We start from the raw sequence: 14,062 nt of genomic DNA, 5'->3' as shown, positions 1-14,062 counted from the left end.
GGCCGCAGCCAGAGGCTGGGATGCAATATGGAACGTATGCACTCCCACTCCGGATAGGGGCGCTGTCTGCGCCATGGCGGGCAGACTTGCCGTAGCGCTGCACAGCAACCCACCCAGAGCGTACCAGCCAACAGACACGTTTTTTAAGCGGCGACCAAACAAAATGTGATGCATCTTTCACCTGACAAACAACCATCGGGCTATGGCAGGAACAGCCAGAACCGACAGTGAGATGCATTCGCAACTCCCTGCATACAGAGGTAAGACTCACGTCGGGCGTATTTACCCACCCCCTGAACGCAAAAAAAATCAGCGAGAGCCAGATGTAATAAGCAATCCGTTGCCCGGCAGGTGGGTCAGCTTTAACCCCCGCCCGTTAATAAGGGATAAAATGGCATCATCCGGGTGGTCATTCCGTAGCACGGCATCCACCCGGTCCATTCCAGCGGTATTGGCCCAGACCCATGTTGGCCCGCGGCGGTAACGCGCAATAAGCCGCAAGGCATCGGCCACGCTCTGGTTCCGTATAACCAGTTCACCATACCGCCAAGCGGCTATATCTTCTGGGTCCACGGCGGGGTCACGCATGACGGCGCCGCCACGCAGGTAATGCGCCGCCTGCCCTACCTGCAGGTCCGTTTGCATGGCTGCATCCTGCTTGCCCACCAGCACGCGGCCCTGAGTAACCGCAATATCCACCCGGTTTTTATCCTGCCCGACAAAAAAAGCCGTGCCCACATCCTGCGTAACACCATCGGCCGCCACAACCCGGAAGGGCCTTGTATCCTGATGTTGCACATCCACCCACAACCGGCCTGCCAGCAGTTCCACCCTGCGTTCCGTGGGGGAAAAATGCAGGGCAACGGCAGATTGCGCATCCAGCGCCAGACTGGTGCCATCGGGCAGGGTATAGGTTGCTACCTCCCCCGCATGGGTCAGGTAATCCGCGCGCAGATGCAGCATAATATCGGGGGCAAAAAACAGTGCCACTCCCAATGCGGCCATGACAGGCAACGCAAACGCCCAGCGTTTTGCGGGCTTCCATGCCCTTCGGGGTTGAACGGGCCTGCACCGGAGCTGGGGTTCCGCCTGAGCCAGAACCTGTTCAAACAGATGCAGTTCCTGCCAGAGCTGCCGCTCTGCATCAAACGCCTGCCTGTGCTCCTCCGCTTCGGCCAGCCATGCCTTTACGGCAGCAACGCTCTGGGGGGACGTATGGCCAGACGCCAGCACAACCACCCATTCGCGGGCCTTGATTCGTGCTGGAGACTGAGAACTTTGAGCGGACACGCAACAGACCTATTTCTTAATACCAATATATATTGACAGCATAGTTTTATAAAAATGCTGCATTTTCCTGAACAATAGCTCTCAGGAAGGTCCGGCGTCCCGGCTCAGGGCAATACTATCCAGCGCACGGCGCATATGCCGCTCTACCGATGTGGTGGAAATACCCAGCTCCACCGCAATGCGCTGCTGGGGCACGCCCTGAATTCTGTTCAAGTAAAGAATATAGCGTGTGCGTTCGGGCAAGGCCCTTATCACGTTATCCATATGCTCAATATCTTCGCGCCCCATTGTTACCCGTTCGGGGGAAAAACTCTCCCGGCTGCCATGCAGCAGGTCCTGCGCGTCCTGCTTGGCCTGATCGTGGCGTTTCAGGCGCATCTTGTGCGTTTTGGCAGAATTAAGCGCAAGCCGAACAAGGTAGGGTTGCGGGTTTTCTATGGAGCGGTCGTCCTCCACGCCCTGCAGCTTGATCCACAACCCCTGCACCACATCCTCGGCCTCCGGGCGGCTTCCCACGATCTGTTTGACCATGCGGACAAACACGGAACGCTGGGAAATCAGGAGTTGAGACAGGGTAAACGCGTTGGACCGCATAAGCCTAGGAACTCTGGGAGACTGACGATGCAGCCCCAATACCGCATATGCAACTCAATATCAATTAGCACTCTTTTACCCCCTCTCCTTCGCACATAGGTGGCGGTGTGGCAGGCATCTATACGCATCTGCTTTATCTGATCTGCAATAATGAATGAAATCATGACGTATAACTGCATGACATTCTTGCAAAATTGCCAAAACGTAATTGAAAAACCAAAATATCTTCTATATTTTGCGCAAAATCTTAGAATTAAAAGAGATTATTTTGCTCCATTCCCTTACATCCCGGATCGTCTTTGTCGGCTCCATCGTCAGTGTTAATCTGGTCTGTCTTTCCGGGTTGCTGCTTTCCGCTTCCAACAGCATGATCTCCAGCTTTGAATGGAACGCCCACAGGCAGAAAATTACCGAAATTGTCTCTGAAACCCTGTCCGACCTGCGCGAGGCCCAGGCCGAGGAACGCGGCTACCTGCTGACCACGGACCCCTCCTTTGCCAAGGATTTTGACGACCGCGTTGCGTCTGCCCTCGCCAAGGTCAACATGCTTGAACAACTGGTGCAGGATAACCCCATCCAGCACGAACGGGCACAAAGCCTGCAAATTGCTACCAACGAACGGCTGGACACCCTGACCAAGCAGATCGCACTGGCCCGTCAGGGCCGGTTTGATGAGGCCCGCTCGCGGGTTATTATTGGTCAGGGCCGGGTAAACATGGCCATTATTGCCCAAAAAGCTGATGAAATCCGCCAGACAGAGCAGGAACTGCTCATTGCGCGGGAAGCCACGGCAAGGGCGCATGTCACATGGAACAGAAATCTGGTTATCGGCGGGTGCCTGATTATTGTTCTGCTGGTCAATGGGCTTCTGTATTTTGTGCTCAACGGCATGCGCCGTTCCGTCAGCCAGATTGTGCGGGCCATGTCCGACTTCGGGAACGGCAACCGCACCGTGCGTGTGGATGACCAGATGGGCTGCACCGAATTTGATATGCTGGCCCAAGGCTACAACACCATGGCCGAACGCCTGGACGCCGCCATGCAGGCGCAGGAAGCCAGCGACTATAAACTGCTCAAGGCCAATACCGAACTCAAACGCAACAACGAGGCCATGGAACTGCTGGGGGAAATGGCACACCGCCTGCAAGCGGCCCGCACCAGCGATGAACTTTCGGCCATTATCTGCGCTTTTGTGCCCCGCGTGCTGCCCGGCATACCCGGCGCACTATACACACATAACCACACCACAAACCAGCTTGAACGTATTGCACACTGGGGCAGCAGCACACCCGTTGGCTGCGAGGGGTTACATCCTTCCTCCTGCTGGGCGCTACGGCTGGGGCAGAGCCACTCCGTCAACACCCCCGGCGGGGATGTAAGCTGCCAGCATGTGGATAGCAATGTCAGCATTTATCATTGCGAACCCCTGTTTGCGAGTGGCGAGGTTGTGGGGCTTTTGTACCTGCAAAGCCATGTCGCGGAGGAAAACCGCTTCCGCCTTGTTGCACTGGTGGAAAACATTGCCTCTGCTCTGGTCAACCAGAACCTGCAGAAAGACCTGCTGGAACAAACAATCCATGACCCGCTGACCGGCCTATACAACCGCCGTTACATGGAAGAAACCCTGAACGCCGAAATTGCCACCGCCAGCCGGAACAACACCGCACTGGGCCTGATTATGGCCGATATTGACCATTTCAAGCACATTAACGATGAATTCGGGCATGATGCGGGGGACATGGTCCTGCGCACCATTGCCAATGAAATCCAGAACTCCTTCAGAAGTAATGACATTGTTTGCCGCTTTGGTGGGGAGGAGTTCCTGATCATCACAACCTCCCACCCGCTGAACACGCTTATCCAGCGGGTGGAAAACCTGCGGGCAAGCCTGTCCCGGCTGGAATTGCATTACAATGGCCGCGTTCTGGGCAAAACCACCATGTCGTTCGGTGTGGCCATGTGGGACAAATCCTTACCGACGGAAACAACCGCCATTATCCGCAAGGCGGATGCCGCGCTGTATCAGGCCAAAAAGGACGGGCGGGACCGTATTGTTGTCGGCTGAAAGCGCGCACAAACGTAGCAACGCCAGAACGCACCTCCGCCTCCCTCTTGATCTCCCGCGCGATCCGACCCACTCTAGGTGGGAGCAACATACCGCCTGACGCGCCAGAGCGCCCTGCGCAGGGCAGCACCCGTTGCCACGCTGCGGGCCATGCATGCGCAGGATAATACCGGGGAACGTAGGACAGAATCATGGACCTTCTGCACACTCTCAAACACCGCCATACAACCAAGGCATATGACAGCGAGCGCAAGATACCGGCCCCAGTCGTCGCGCAACTGCTGGAAGCCCTGCGTTACAGCCCCTCCTCCGTTAACTCCCAGCCATGGCACTTTTTTGTGGCCGATACGGCCGAGGGCAAAGCCCGTATTGCCAAATCCACCAGCGGCACCTTTGCCTTTAATGCCCCCCGGGTTCTGAATGCCTCGCACGTTATTGTGCTGAGTGCGCGCAACACGCTGCCACCAGAATACCTGCAAACCCTTGCAGACCAGGAACAGGCCGATGGCCGCTACGCCGATGCAGATGCCCGCGCGCTGGCGCACAAAGGGCGCTCCGGGTTTGTAGGGTTGCATGAACAGGCCGGGGATGTTGCCACATGGACACAAAAACAGACCTATATTGCTCAGGGTTTTCTGCTTTTGTCTGCGGCACTCCTTGGCGTGGACGCCACCCCGATGGAAGGCTTTGATGCTGCCATTCTGAGCAAAGAACTGGAACTGGCGGAAAAAGGCCTGTCACCAGCCGTTATTGTGGCTCTTGGCTACCATTCGGATGCTGACTTCAATGCCAAGCTCCCCAAATCCCGCCTGCCCGAGAAAGCCATCTTCTCGCACATCTGACGGCCCCTCCCCTCCTGCGCCATTCCGGTCAGGGAGGGGGTATTCCCCCCACAAATGGGGGGAATTATGACCCGCCATTGGTGTTGATCGGGTCATCATTGATTTTCATTTTTTTAATAATTTGCGCAAGTTCGTGCGCATAGGCTGTTTTAACATTGGTAACGGCCTTGCCCACCCGCTCCTTGGGGTGTTTCTGGCATTCGTCCCTTATGGCTTTGGACAGGCCTTTTGTAACCTCATCCGGCGGACGGGACTCACTCATTTTATCGCCTGAATAATCTTCATGCTCGGAGTTGAGGTAATCTATACAAATCCCGTTGGCGTTATTGGTCGTCTTCTGCATCAACGCCTTATAGTCCCCGTCCTCCTCATTATCCTGCGCCATGGCAGGAACCGAGCACACGGCAAGCACACCGCCCAGAACAAGACTTATAAGCTGTTTACGCATGGTCCGTGCCTTCCATATTCCTGCCCCATGGGCACATGGCTGCTGATACTACCATACCCGGCCATGACCTACCTAACCGCAGGGGCCCACTGGCGCACAAAGCATGTATGCACCCCACAAAACCGGCACAAGCCCGCATAACGCATACCATAAGGGGCTTCCCGCTCAGCCGGGCATGAGCGTGCCCGTTTGCGGCAGCGCATCAAACATGCGTGCAAGGGTTGCCATGACAGGCATAACCTCTCCCGCCACATGCCGCGTGCACAGGCACAATGTTTCGTTCAACCGCAGGTTATCCAGAGCATGGAACGATAAATCCCCCGATGACACATCCTGCACAACATCCAGCCATGTCAGAAAACCCATGCACTCACCTTGCTTTATGTAATCACGGATAAGCCGGACCGAATTTGTATCCATCATTACTCTGGGTTGCACACGCATGCGCGTAAACGCGCCCTCCAGCCTTGGCCAGATGGAAAGCGAGCCATCTGGCAGGCACAAAGGCAAATCTGCACAGGCGGATAACAGGTCGGCCTCCGTGCCCCCTGCAGGAGCAAACCCCGGAGCCGTGATCAAACCAATGTCATATTCACGCTTTTTATGAATATGGATGTCCTGATCATCCAGCACGTTAAAAGCAATAACCACATCCAGCTCCCCCGAGCGGAGCTGTTGCAAAAGGGTGCTGGTATCCGACACAATAATTTTCAGGATCAGTGTGCCGGTACGCAGTTCCGGTTGGGCCATAACAAATGGCAGCAGGCATTCCATAATACCCACGCGCATGCCTGTGGCATTGGGGCGCGAGATAACGGCACGCAGCTCACGCTCCGCATCAATCCAGCGTGTTGCCTGTTCGAGCAGTTTTTTACCGGCATCGGTCAAGCTGGAGCCTTGGGGCGTGCGGGCCATTAACGGAGCCCCAAAGGCGCGTTCGAGCATTTGCATCTGCCGGATGAGTGCGGAGGGCGCAACATTCAGCACTTCTGCGGCCCGACGGACCGAGTTGTGGCGGCTGATTTCCACAAAAGAGAGCAACTCGCGCGAGAAGGCGGACATTCTTCCTGTTTCCCCCTTGTGTATAAAAAATCAGAACACCGCTAACAACTCATTGCGCTACAATAACAAAAAGACAATGTCTAATGTTCAGGCTTCCTTGCCATGTTTTTTAGGGGAGCGCGCCCGTGCCAAAAAATACCTTACTGCCACCCGACCTGACCGCCACAGACCGGGCATTGCTTGAAAGAACCATACAGATTTCAGAAGAAAGCCGTAAAACCGGCAACCATCCGTTTGGTGCTCTGCTGGCCACGGCTGATGGAAAAATCCTGCTGGAATCAGGGAACACCGCCGCCACGGACCGTGGCACCGGCCATGCGGAACTGAACGTGGCCCGCAAGGCAGCAAGCCTGTTTACGGCAGAAGCCCTGTCCACCTGCACGCTGGTCACATCCGTGGAGCCATGCTGCATGTGCGCAGGCGGCCTGTACTGGGCCGGGATCGGGCGGCTTGTTTACGGCATGACCGAAAAACGTCTGGCCAGCCTGACAGGGAACAACCCCGAAAACCTGACCATGAACATGCCCTGCACACAGGTATTGGACGCAGGACAACGCAAGGTTGTTGTTGTTGGCCCGGTGCAGGACATGGAAGCCAGAATTGCCCATGTGCATGAAGGGTTCTGGTAAAAACATGCCCTACGCCACCACGCCCCAGAAGCCCCAACACCCTGCCCCAACCGGCGTGGATGAGGTTCTGCCCATCACACGTATGCTGCCTTTGGCCGTGCAGCACGTTATGGTCATGTATATGGGGGCTATTACGGTCCCCCTTGTTATCGGGCGTGTGCTGGCATTACCTGCGGCACAAACGGCAATTCTGATTCAGGCGGACCTGCTCACCAGCGCTATTGCAACTCTGCTGCAAACAATTGGCACACGCTGGCTGGGCGCACGCCTCCCCCTTATGCAGGGCGTCTCGTTTGCAACGGTGTCCTGCGTGGTGGGCATTGCCTCCTCCCCCGCTTTTGCTCACAGCCAGCAGAACGAAGGCCTGCGCACGGTTTATGGCGCGGTAATTATTGCAGGTTTGACCGCTATCCTTGCGGCCCCTCTGGGGCGGTATGTCATGCGCCTTTTCCCTCCCCTTGTGGTTGGCACCGCCCTGACCATTATGGGGCTTAGCCTCCTGCCTGTGGCGGTGAACGAAATAGCCGCGGGCACAGGCTTACAGGCGGGAAAAAACATGCTTGTCGCCATGAGCGTCTTTGCCTGCGCAATTGGTTTATCCATTGCGGGGCATGGGGTATTTAAAAACCTTGCGGTTATTATTGGCGTGGGTGTGGGGCTGGCTGTGGCCTTTGCCATGGGTCAGATAACACCACATCTGAGCAACATGCCCCCACTGCTGGCACCTGTGCCGCCCTTCCCGCTAGGGTGGCCGATTTTTCATATCATGCCCTCACTGAGCATGATCGTTATTGTTGCCATTACATGGGTTGAATCCATTGGCGATGCAGTTGTTGTCGGCACCATGACCGGACGCCCTGCTACGCCGGGGTTGGTCAGCAGGCTGTTGCGGGCCGATGGGGTGGCAACGCTTCTGGGCGGGATTATGGGGTCGTTCCCCTATACCGCTTTTTCCGAAAACGTAGCCCTGCTGGGCATTACAGGGGTGCGTAGCCGTTGGATTGTGGCTCTGGCCGGAGCTTTGCTGTTTGGTCTGGGGCTTTCCCCCTTTCTGGCAACAGCAGTTGCGGCCATTCCCCCTGCCGTTGCAGGAGGTGCGGGGCTGATGATTTTTGGCTCGTTGATGATGGTTGGCATACAGATACTGGGCACGCAAAAACTACAGCCGGGGAACAGACCTTTTATTGTTGCTTCGGTCAGTATTGTTCTGGCCATGACTATTGTGCTCAAGCCGGATTTTTTTATTTTCATGCCCCAGTGGGCTCAGCCCATCCTGCAATCTCCCGTTGTTACGGGCTGCCTGAGCGCCATAGCGCTCAACATTATTCTGTCCCTCAACAGGCAAAACCTGTGAATATGCTGGCCAGAAAAACCAGTGCGATAGCCAACACCATATTCCTGCAATAACGCCCCCAGCCAGAACAACGTGACCGTTGCCCGAACTCCCCTGCCAACTTCACCCAACGCTTTTAACTTTTTAATAATCCCTTCTGCCCATGCTGTACGACATTGACGTATGGCAGGACCTTTCCATGACAACTCTCAACACAGCCCAGACTGCTCATAGGGGCTTCTCCCACACGGCTGGGTCCTACAATACGGCACTCAACACGAGCAGTGCAGCCACCACCACCGCCGCAGACGGCACCCCTTCCAGCACGGCAGGGCAGTCGGGCGCAGAAGACCCTGTGCAAATAACATTATCTCAGGCTGGCATTGATTTTTTAGCAAACTCGTCCTCTGCCACCAGCGCGTATCTCGCCTCCGCACAGGAGGCACTGAGCAGGCTGGATCAGCTTGCCAAATCAAGCCACGCTTCCGCCAAAAAGCAGGCAGAAGATCAGGTTAATATTCTCAAGGCGCAGATACGCCTGCTGGTGCAGTTTAAAGCATTCATGTCGCCCAAAGCACTGGCGCAGGCTCTGGCACAGCTTGCACGGCAACTGGCTGCTGCCGTTGCCCAATATACGCAAAGTGGCGGCAGCAATGCCGCCATGGGCAATGCCTTGCTGGCAACCCCACAAGGCACAGCGCAAGAACCGTCCAATACACAGGATGCCCCTGAGCAAAACAACGCGACCACGCAAACACAACAGACCGATGCCGCTACGGACCAAAGCAGCGCCACGCCGGATAGCGCACCGGCCGAGACCTCACCCACCAACGCAACAAACACAAAAAACAGCGAAGATCAGGACTTTGCACAATCGGTACGGGGGTTAGCCGCACAGATTAAAGCACTGCTCCCCGCAAACAGGCACCACCAGAAGAAAACAGACGCCCCAGCCGATACCGACCTCCAGAGCATACGGAATGCTCTTGAAGCCGTAGATCAGATGAGCCCGTCCCTGAGCGGACAATAACCACAGCGCAAACTGACGCACCAACAGGCGGGGAATGGAAAAGCTGACTCTCTGGACTTTTTACGAAAAAAGCGGTTAAGAAAAACCCATGAGATGGTTTGCAACAAGCATGATCTGCCGCATCCTCGGGCATAAATGGGGACCATGGCAGCGCCAGCGGTCATGGGATGGTAGCGGAGAGTTCCAGCACCGCAAATGCATGCGGCGTGGCTGTCTGGCTACAGAGCAACAACGAACAGACTAAGCGCTCTTTTGGGCGGTTAGTGACTTGGTCATTCAGAATTTTCAGGCTTATCACGATAATACAGCCTGATTGTCCAACAAAACAATCAGACTATATCATCAAAGCTTTAAGCTATACCTAAAGCCATTTTAGCAAATGTCACTCTTTCGGGAGAATCTGCAAATACATATCCTTTTTCCAATAGTTTCCTCGTGTAATATTTATTATAAATAAACGCCCAAACAAACGATGTAATAAATACACCAATTCCTATTGTGCATGCACCTATAATGCATTGGATTACAAAAAATCCAATAAACGTTATAAAATCCATCCTAAATAAACATGGGAACGCACCAAAAAAGAAAGTCGTCCACGAGAAACCGTAAAACCCGTCTTTCTCTATACCGGTATCTTTGTGCCGAAGTTTAATCCGTGTGGCCATTGCAAGCTCTCGAACTGCATTAACGATATTTAACGCATACATATAGGAAGCGCACAGGACAATCTCTAATCAAATAATAATGCACGCGGCTCACCAAAAGGTTCGGCAATAAACTATTGCCATAGCAGACTTATTGAACTGCACAGACAACAAAATAATTGAATTGCAGGAGTTTGTAACTTCTGTCTCTACACACACTAAGGTGCTTATCGGCCGCACCGCTACCCGAAGAAGAAGGTAGATGAGTCGAGTTTTAGTGTACATGAACGAGAAGCAAAGACGTATGCCTCCTGCCATGATCCATGGTGGCCATCAACGCTACCGCATGACTCGCCTCCAGCGATTTATACGGTTATTATAGCCTCAAATTGAAATCTTATATTTTGGAGAGCCATTATGAGCAGGAAAAGCTCAAAGCCATTTTGGGCGAAAAACTACAAAAAAGCAGCTTATAATCGACAATATTATTTCAAGAAAAAAATGCAAGATAAATTTGCATCGGTCGCCATCATGTTCTTCGGCGGCGCTGTTATTTTTGGCTGGTTATTTCCAAGTCACGATCATGCACATAAATCCAATATTACCTCTATTTCCCCTAAATCAGCATATGCCGCAAATTCCTATTTGAACGATACATCCTCTTCCAATGCAACTTATCGCCCAGACTTCAATTGCTCTTCAGACCACTCGAAAGACAGCATTGCAACGATGCTGTGCCAGAATAGTGAGGCAGCCAAGCATGAGTTGATATTCGACCAAACGTATTATGCTTTGCGCCAAGTGGTTGGGAAAGATGGATGGAAGGCTCTTAAGCAAGAAGTTGGGGCTGATGATACGATTTTGAAGGAATGCCTTGATTCTTCAAAATCAACCAGTCCCCAGAACATCCCTCAGGCAGATCCAGTTTGTTATATCACTCACATGGATGCGTTAACTGACAAGTATAAGTCACGCCTATACGGTCCCTCCCTAGAAGAAGCCAGCAGGCCCATTGAACAGCACATCGCTCTCCAGAATGATTTGATTGCTCTTGGTTTTCTTGGGGGAAACGCGCAAGCCGATGGTGTTTATGGCGAAAGTACACGAGCCGCAATTATCAAATGGCAAAAGTCTCATGGGGATAGTGACGTCACCGGATTTATCTCAGATGATGATGCCGACAAATTATCTCAAGAAGTTGAAAAGATCGCGCCTTCGGGGGGTAACCTTCAATCGTCTGGAGTTGCATTTTCAGCGCCAGAACCAGCGTCAAACTCCAGCACGCACAATGACGACAGCCAATCTGGGTCGAACTTTCCGTATTACCTAGCACTTTTTGCAGCAATCTGCGCTGCCTTATATGTATTCGTAAAATCGATGCAGAAAAAAGCATATCAGGCCACGTGGGATAGTGTATCTAAAGAAATATTCAGTCAAAAATTGAATTTACAAATTGCAAGAACGCAAAAACTTACAACAGACCAATACGGAACGCTACAAACTGCCGCGTGGGTAAGAGAAATAAATTATTTTATGGAGACACGAATTGAAGGAATTATTATTTCTGGAATAAATAACCCAACCCTTCGTCAGAAACTAAGACTAAACGCTATAAATCTCATTACTGAAGTTGCCTCAGACCCTTTGCCCGTCAATACCGGAAGCACAGCATACGTCAGCAACCCCTCTGTTTTTGATACTAGAATGAGTCCTTTCGATTATGAACAGCACTGCGCATTAATACTGAGCAACGCAGGTTGGGATGCTCATGCAACCCAGAAGAGCGGAGATCAGGGGGCGGATGTTATTGCCCGAAAAGGGAATGTCCGCATCGTTGTACAATGTAAGCTGTATTCTGGAACAGTGGGGAATGATGCTGTGCAACAAGCCTTTGCCGCTCAAAATTTTCAAGGAGCAAACGGCGCCATCGTGGCCACAAACTCAACATTCTCACAATCGGCCAGACAGGTGGCGGCTACTACTGGCGTCATACTAGTCCATCATACCCAACTTCCTACTGCAGCAGAGGAAATTTACAACCGGACAAATGATCAGCCCATCTTATCCACTCTTTTGTAATTGAAGCACGGAGAAGCAAAACGGCATACCGTCTGTGATGGACAGGACGAGCGATGGTCTCTGCTCGCAATTCATATCCCAGAAAGCCTCATCTTCTGATTTAAAAAATATTTCCTGAGCCTAGAGCCCAAGTCGGATGTGCTTTCCCACCAAATCGCAACGACAACTGGGCTCAAGATACTGGCTGAAATGAAGCATTACACGCGTGCTGCTTCAGGATGCTATGATCAACATTTTATAATAGTAAATTATAACCCAGCATCGGCACACATAAAGGCCAATCTCTCATAAAATATGGGTATTTGCTGTCATGGCGGAAGGGGTGGGATTCGAACCCACGGTACGCTCTCACGCACGCCGGTTTTCAAGACCGGTGCCTTAAACCGCTCGGCCACCCTTCCTTAACCTGTTCAGGTGCAGCCTTATAAACAGGATGCAACGGTTCTGTCCAGCGGGACAAAGCGGGGGAGTTCACCGCGTAGCGCTTGCCCTTCCTGCCTTGGAACTGTACAAGCCCCAAACAGAATAGCCATTCCTCTCAGGAACCAAGTATGAAACAGCAGGCAAACCTGATCCGCGCCGGTCAGGTGATTGAGCATGATGGCCGTCGCTGGACGGTCTTAAAACAGCAGATTATTACCCCGGGTAAGGGCGGTGCGTTCATTCAGGTTGAAATGCGCGACCTCAAGACCGGCAATAAAACCAACGAACGCTGGCGCACGGCTGATACGGTCGAACGGCTGATGACCGAAGACCGCGAATATCTGTATTCCTATACAGATGGCGAACTGCTGGTTCTGATGGACCCCGAAACCTTTGAACAGCTTTCTGTCCCCACCGATCTACTGGGCGATCAGGCTCCCTTCATTCAGGACAACATGACCATCAACCTGCATCTGGTTGAAGGGGACCCGGTTGGCATTGACCTGCCCCCGCATGTTACGCTGGAAGTGGTTGAAGCTGATCCGGTTGTCAAAGGCCAGACCGCCAGCTCCTCCTACAAGCCCGCCATGCTGTCCAATGGTGTCAAAACCATGGTCCCGCCGTTTATCGAAGCGGGTGAACGCATTGTGGTCCGCACGGAAGACGGGTCTTACGTCGAACGCGCCAAGGACTGATTTTTTCAGTTTTTTTCTCTCCAGAGCAGGACTTAATTACAGTGGCCATGCGTCTCTCCCCCGTCATGATGGTGATGCAAACCGCAGCCCAGAAGGCGGCCAAGCGTCTCCTGCGCGATTTTAACGAAGTCGAGCAGCTTCAGGTAAGCATCAAGGGGCCGGGTGACTTTGTTTCCCAGGCGGACCTCCGTGCAGAACAGACCCTGCGCGAAGAACTGGAACGGGCCCGTCCGGGCTATGCCTTCCTTATGGAAGAATCCGGGGAATCGGGTAGCGATAACTGGACATGGCGCTGGATTGTTGACCCGCTCGACGGCACCTCCAACTTCCTGCACGGCATTCCGCACTGGGCCATTTCCATTGGTCTCCAGCGCCGCCTGCCCGATGGCAAGGTGGAACTGGCCGCTGCCCTGATCTACAACCCCGCAGCGGGTGAAATGTTCTGGGCCGAAAAGGGGAGTGGCGCATTCCTGAACGAGCGGCGCATTCGTGTGTCCGCCCGGCGGGAAATGCCCGAATCCCTGTTTGCCACAGGCATTCCCTTTGCCAAGGTGCCTGCCCGCCAGCGCCTGCCTTTTGCACGCGTGCTGGGCAACCTTATGCCCCGCGTGGCTGGCGTGCGCCGCTTTGGCGCGGCCTCGCTGGACCTCGCATGGGTCGCGGCAGGCCGTTACGAAGGGTATTGGGAATTCGGCATCAAGCCGTGGGATTGTGCCGCAGGTATTCTGATCGTGCGTGAAGCGGGCGGTCAGGTTACAGCCCCCGACGGCACGGAACTGGATGACCTGCCCGACGATGTGATGATTGTTGCTGGCAATGGCAACATGCACGGCAAGCTGCTCGACATTGTTGCCGACAGCCTGAAAAACCCGGAATAACACCCCGCCGACCAGCCACCGGACTACGCCTGAGCTGGGGAGAGTAA

The 14,062-nt window shown here is 53.7% G+C and carries 11 protein-coding genes, 1 tRNA gene and 2 pseudogenes; 8 read left to right on the top strand and 6 right to left on the bottom strand.

What is annotated here, in order from left to right; all coding sequences use genetic code 11:
* Window positions 1-309: 309 nt before the first annotated feature.
* The 3 genes and pseudogenes from LKE65_RS13555 to LKE65_RS07945 all read right to left on the bottom strand — a co-directional run.
* A pseudogene (locus LKE65_RS13555) lies at window positions 310-933 on the bottom strand (FecR family protein); the annotation flags it as partial.
* Between the two features lie 219 nt (window positions 934-1,152).
* Window positions 1,153-1,239 (bottom strand): annotated as a pseudogene (locus tag LKE65_RS13550) (hypothetical protein); the annotation flags it as partial.
* 132 nt (window positions 1,240-1,371) lie between these two features.
* Window positions 1,372-1,884: a sigma-70 family RNA polymerase sigma factor gene (locus LKE65_RS07945; RefSeq protein WP_095349358.1), complete on the bottom strand. Its 513-nt coding sequence runs from the start codon at window positions 1,882-1,884 to the stop codon at window positions 1,372-1,374.
* Between the two features lie 268 nt (window positions 1,885-2,152).
* On the opposite strand from LKE65_RS07945, the gene LKE65_RS07940 reads away from it, so the two are divergent.
* A complete protein-coding gene (locus tag LKE65_RS07940) occupies window positions 2,153-3,949 on the top strand; it encodes a diguanylate cyclase (protein WP_253528683.1) in 1,797 nt (598 codons plus the stop codon).
* 191 nt (window positions 3,950-4,140) lie between these two features.
* A complete protein-coding gene (gene nfsB / locus LKE65_RS07935) occupies window positions 4,141-4,791 on the top strand; it encodes an oxygen-insensitive NAD(P)H nitroreductase (protein ID WP_086645520.1) in 651 nt (216 codons plus the stop codon).
* Between the two features lie 64 nt (window positions 4,792-4,855).
* On the opposite strand, the gene LKE65_RS07930 is transcribed toward nfsB, so the two are convergent.
* Together LKE65_RS07930 and LKE65_RS07925 are read right to left on the bottom strand one after the other, a co-directional pair.
* Complete coding sequence (locus tag LKE65_RS07930) at window positions 4,856-5,239, bottom strand: hypothetical protein (RefSeq protein ID WP_233129042.1); 384 nt, start codon at window positions 5,237-5,239, stop codon at window positions 4,856-4,858.
* Window positions 5,240-5,404: 165 nt separating this feature from the next.
* Window positions 5,405-6,301 carry a LysR family transcriptional regulator gene (locus LKE65_RS07925; RefSeq protein WP_278740922.1) on the bottom strand — a complete coding sequence of 299 codons (897 nt, stop codon included), beginning with the start codon at window positions 6,299-6,301 and terminating at the stop codon, window positions 5,405-5,407.
* Window positions 6,302-6,426: 125 nt separating this feature from the next.
* Between LKE65_RS07925 and LKE65_RS07920 the strand changes: the two genes are divergently transcribed.
* The 4 genes from LKE65_RS07920 (at window position 6,427) to LKE65_RS07905 (ending at window position 12,019) form a co-directional block, all read left to right on the top strand.
* Window positions 6,427-6,930 carry a nucleoside deaminase gene (locus LKE65_RS07920; RefSeq protein WP_244896382.1) on the top strand — a complete coding sequence of 168 codons (504 nt, stop codon included), beginning with the start codon at window positions 6,427-6,429 and terminating at the stop codon, window positions 6,928-6,930.
* Window positions 6,914-8,284, top strand: a complete 1,371-nt coding sequence (locus LKE65_RS07915; RefSeq protein ID WP_278740921.1) for a solute carrier family 23 protein — start codon at window positions 6,914-6,916, stop codon at window positions 8,282-8,284. The genes LKE65_RS07920 and LKE65_RS07915 overlap by 17 nt, the downstream gene beginning before the upstream one ends.
* Before the next feature lie 178 nt (window positions 8,285-8,462).
* Window positions 8,463-9,293 carry a hypothetical protein gene (locus tag LKE65_RS07910; protein WP_278740920.1) on the top strand — a complete coding sequence of 277 codons (831 nt, stop codon included), beginning with the start codon at window positions 8,463-8,465 and terminating at the stop codon, window positions 9,291-9,293.
* A 1,064-nt stretch (window positions 9,294-10,357) separates the two neighbouring features.
* Entirely contained in the window at window positions 10,358-12,019 is a 1,662-nt protein-coding gene (locus tag LKE65_RS07905; protein ID WP_278740918.1) for a restriction endonuclease, read from the top strand.
* A gap of 311 nt (window positions 12,020-12,330) precedes the next feature.
* On the opposite strand, the gene LKE65_RS07900 is transcribed toward LKE65_RS07905, so the two are convergent.
* Window positions 12,331-12,420, bottom strand: a tRNA-Ser gene (locus LKE65_RS07900).
* Between the two features lie 150 nt (window positions 12,421-12,570).
* Between LKE65_RS07900 and efp the strand changes: the two genes are divergently transcribed.
* A complete protein-coding gene (efp, locus tag LKE65_RS07895) occupies window positions 12,571-13,137 on the top strand; it encodes an elongation factor P (protein WP_048853086.1) in 567 nt (188 codons plus the stop codon).
* Between the two features lie 47 nt (window positions 13,138-13,184).
* On the top strand, window positions 13,185-14,015 hold the full coding sequence (locus tag LKE65_RS07890) for an inositol monophosphatase family protein (protein ID WP_086645524.1): 831 nt from the start codon (window positions 13,185-13,187) through the stop codon (window positions 14,013-14,015).
* The last annotated feature ends 47 nt before the right edge of the window (window positions 14,016-14,062 follow it).

Source organism: Acetobacter fabarum, assembly GCF_022483405.1.
Lineage (GTDB): Bacteria > Pseudomonadota > Alphaproteobacteria > Acetobacterales > Acetobacteraceae > Acetobacter > Acetobacter fabarum.
Note: the sequence above shows the minus strand (reverse complement) of the source record. Positions and strands in the feature narration are given on the sequence as shown.

What these genes read in the sequence shown, in the direction of transcription:
- nfsB (WP_086645520.1), top strand. Translation starts at nt 4,141, where the DNA reads ATGGACCTTCTGCACACTCTCAAACACCGCCATACAACCAAGGCATAT.
- LKE65_RS07890 (WP_086645524.1), top strand. Translation starts at nt 13,185, where the DNA reads ATGCGTCTCTCCCCCGTCATGATGGTGATGCAAACCGCAGCCCAGAAG.
- LKE65_RS07930 (WP_233129042.1), bottom strand. Translation starts at nt 5,239, where the DNA reads ATGCGTAAACAGCTTATAAGTCTTGTTCTGGGCGGTGTGCTTGCCGTG.
- LKE65_RS07910 (WP_278740920.1), top strand. Translation starts at nt 8,463, where the DNA reads ATGACAACTCTCAACACAGCCCAGACTGCTCATAGGGGCTTCTCCCAC.
- efp (WP_048853086.1), top strand. Translation starts at nt 12,571, where the DNA reads ATGAAACAGCAGGCAAACCTGATCCGCGCCGGTCAGGTGATTGAGCAT.
- LKE65_RS07925 (WP_278740922.1), bottom strand. Translation starts at nt 6,301, where the DNA reads ATGTCCGCCTTCTCGCGCGAGTTGCTCTCTTTTGTGGAAATCAGCCGC.
- LKE65_RS07915 (WP_278740921.1), top strand. Translation starts at nt 6,914, where the DNA reads ATGAAGGGTTCTGGTAAAAACATGCCCTACGCCACCACGCCCCAGAAG.
- LKE65_RS07905 (WP_278740918.1), top strand. Translation starts at nt 10,358, where the DNA reads ATGAGCAGGAAAAGCTCAAAGCCATTTTGGGCGAAAAACTACAAAAAA.
- LKE65_RS07945 (WP_095349358.1), bottom strand. Translation starts at nt 1,884, where the DNA reads ATGCGGTCCAACGCGTTTACCCTGTCTCAACTCCTGATTTCCCAGCGT.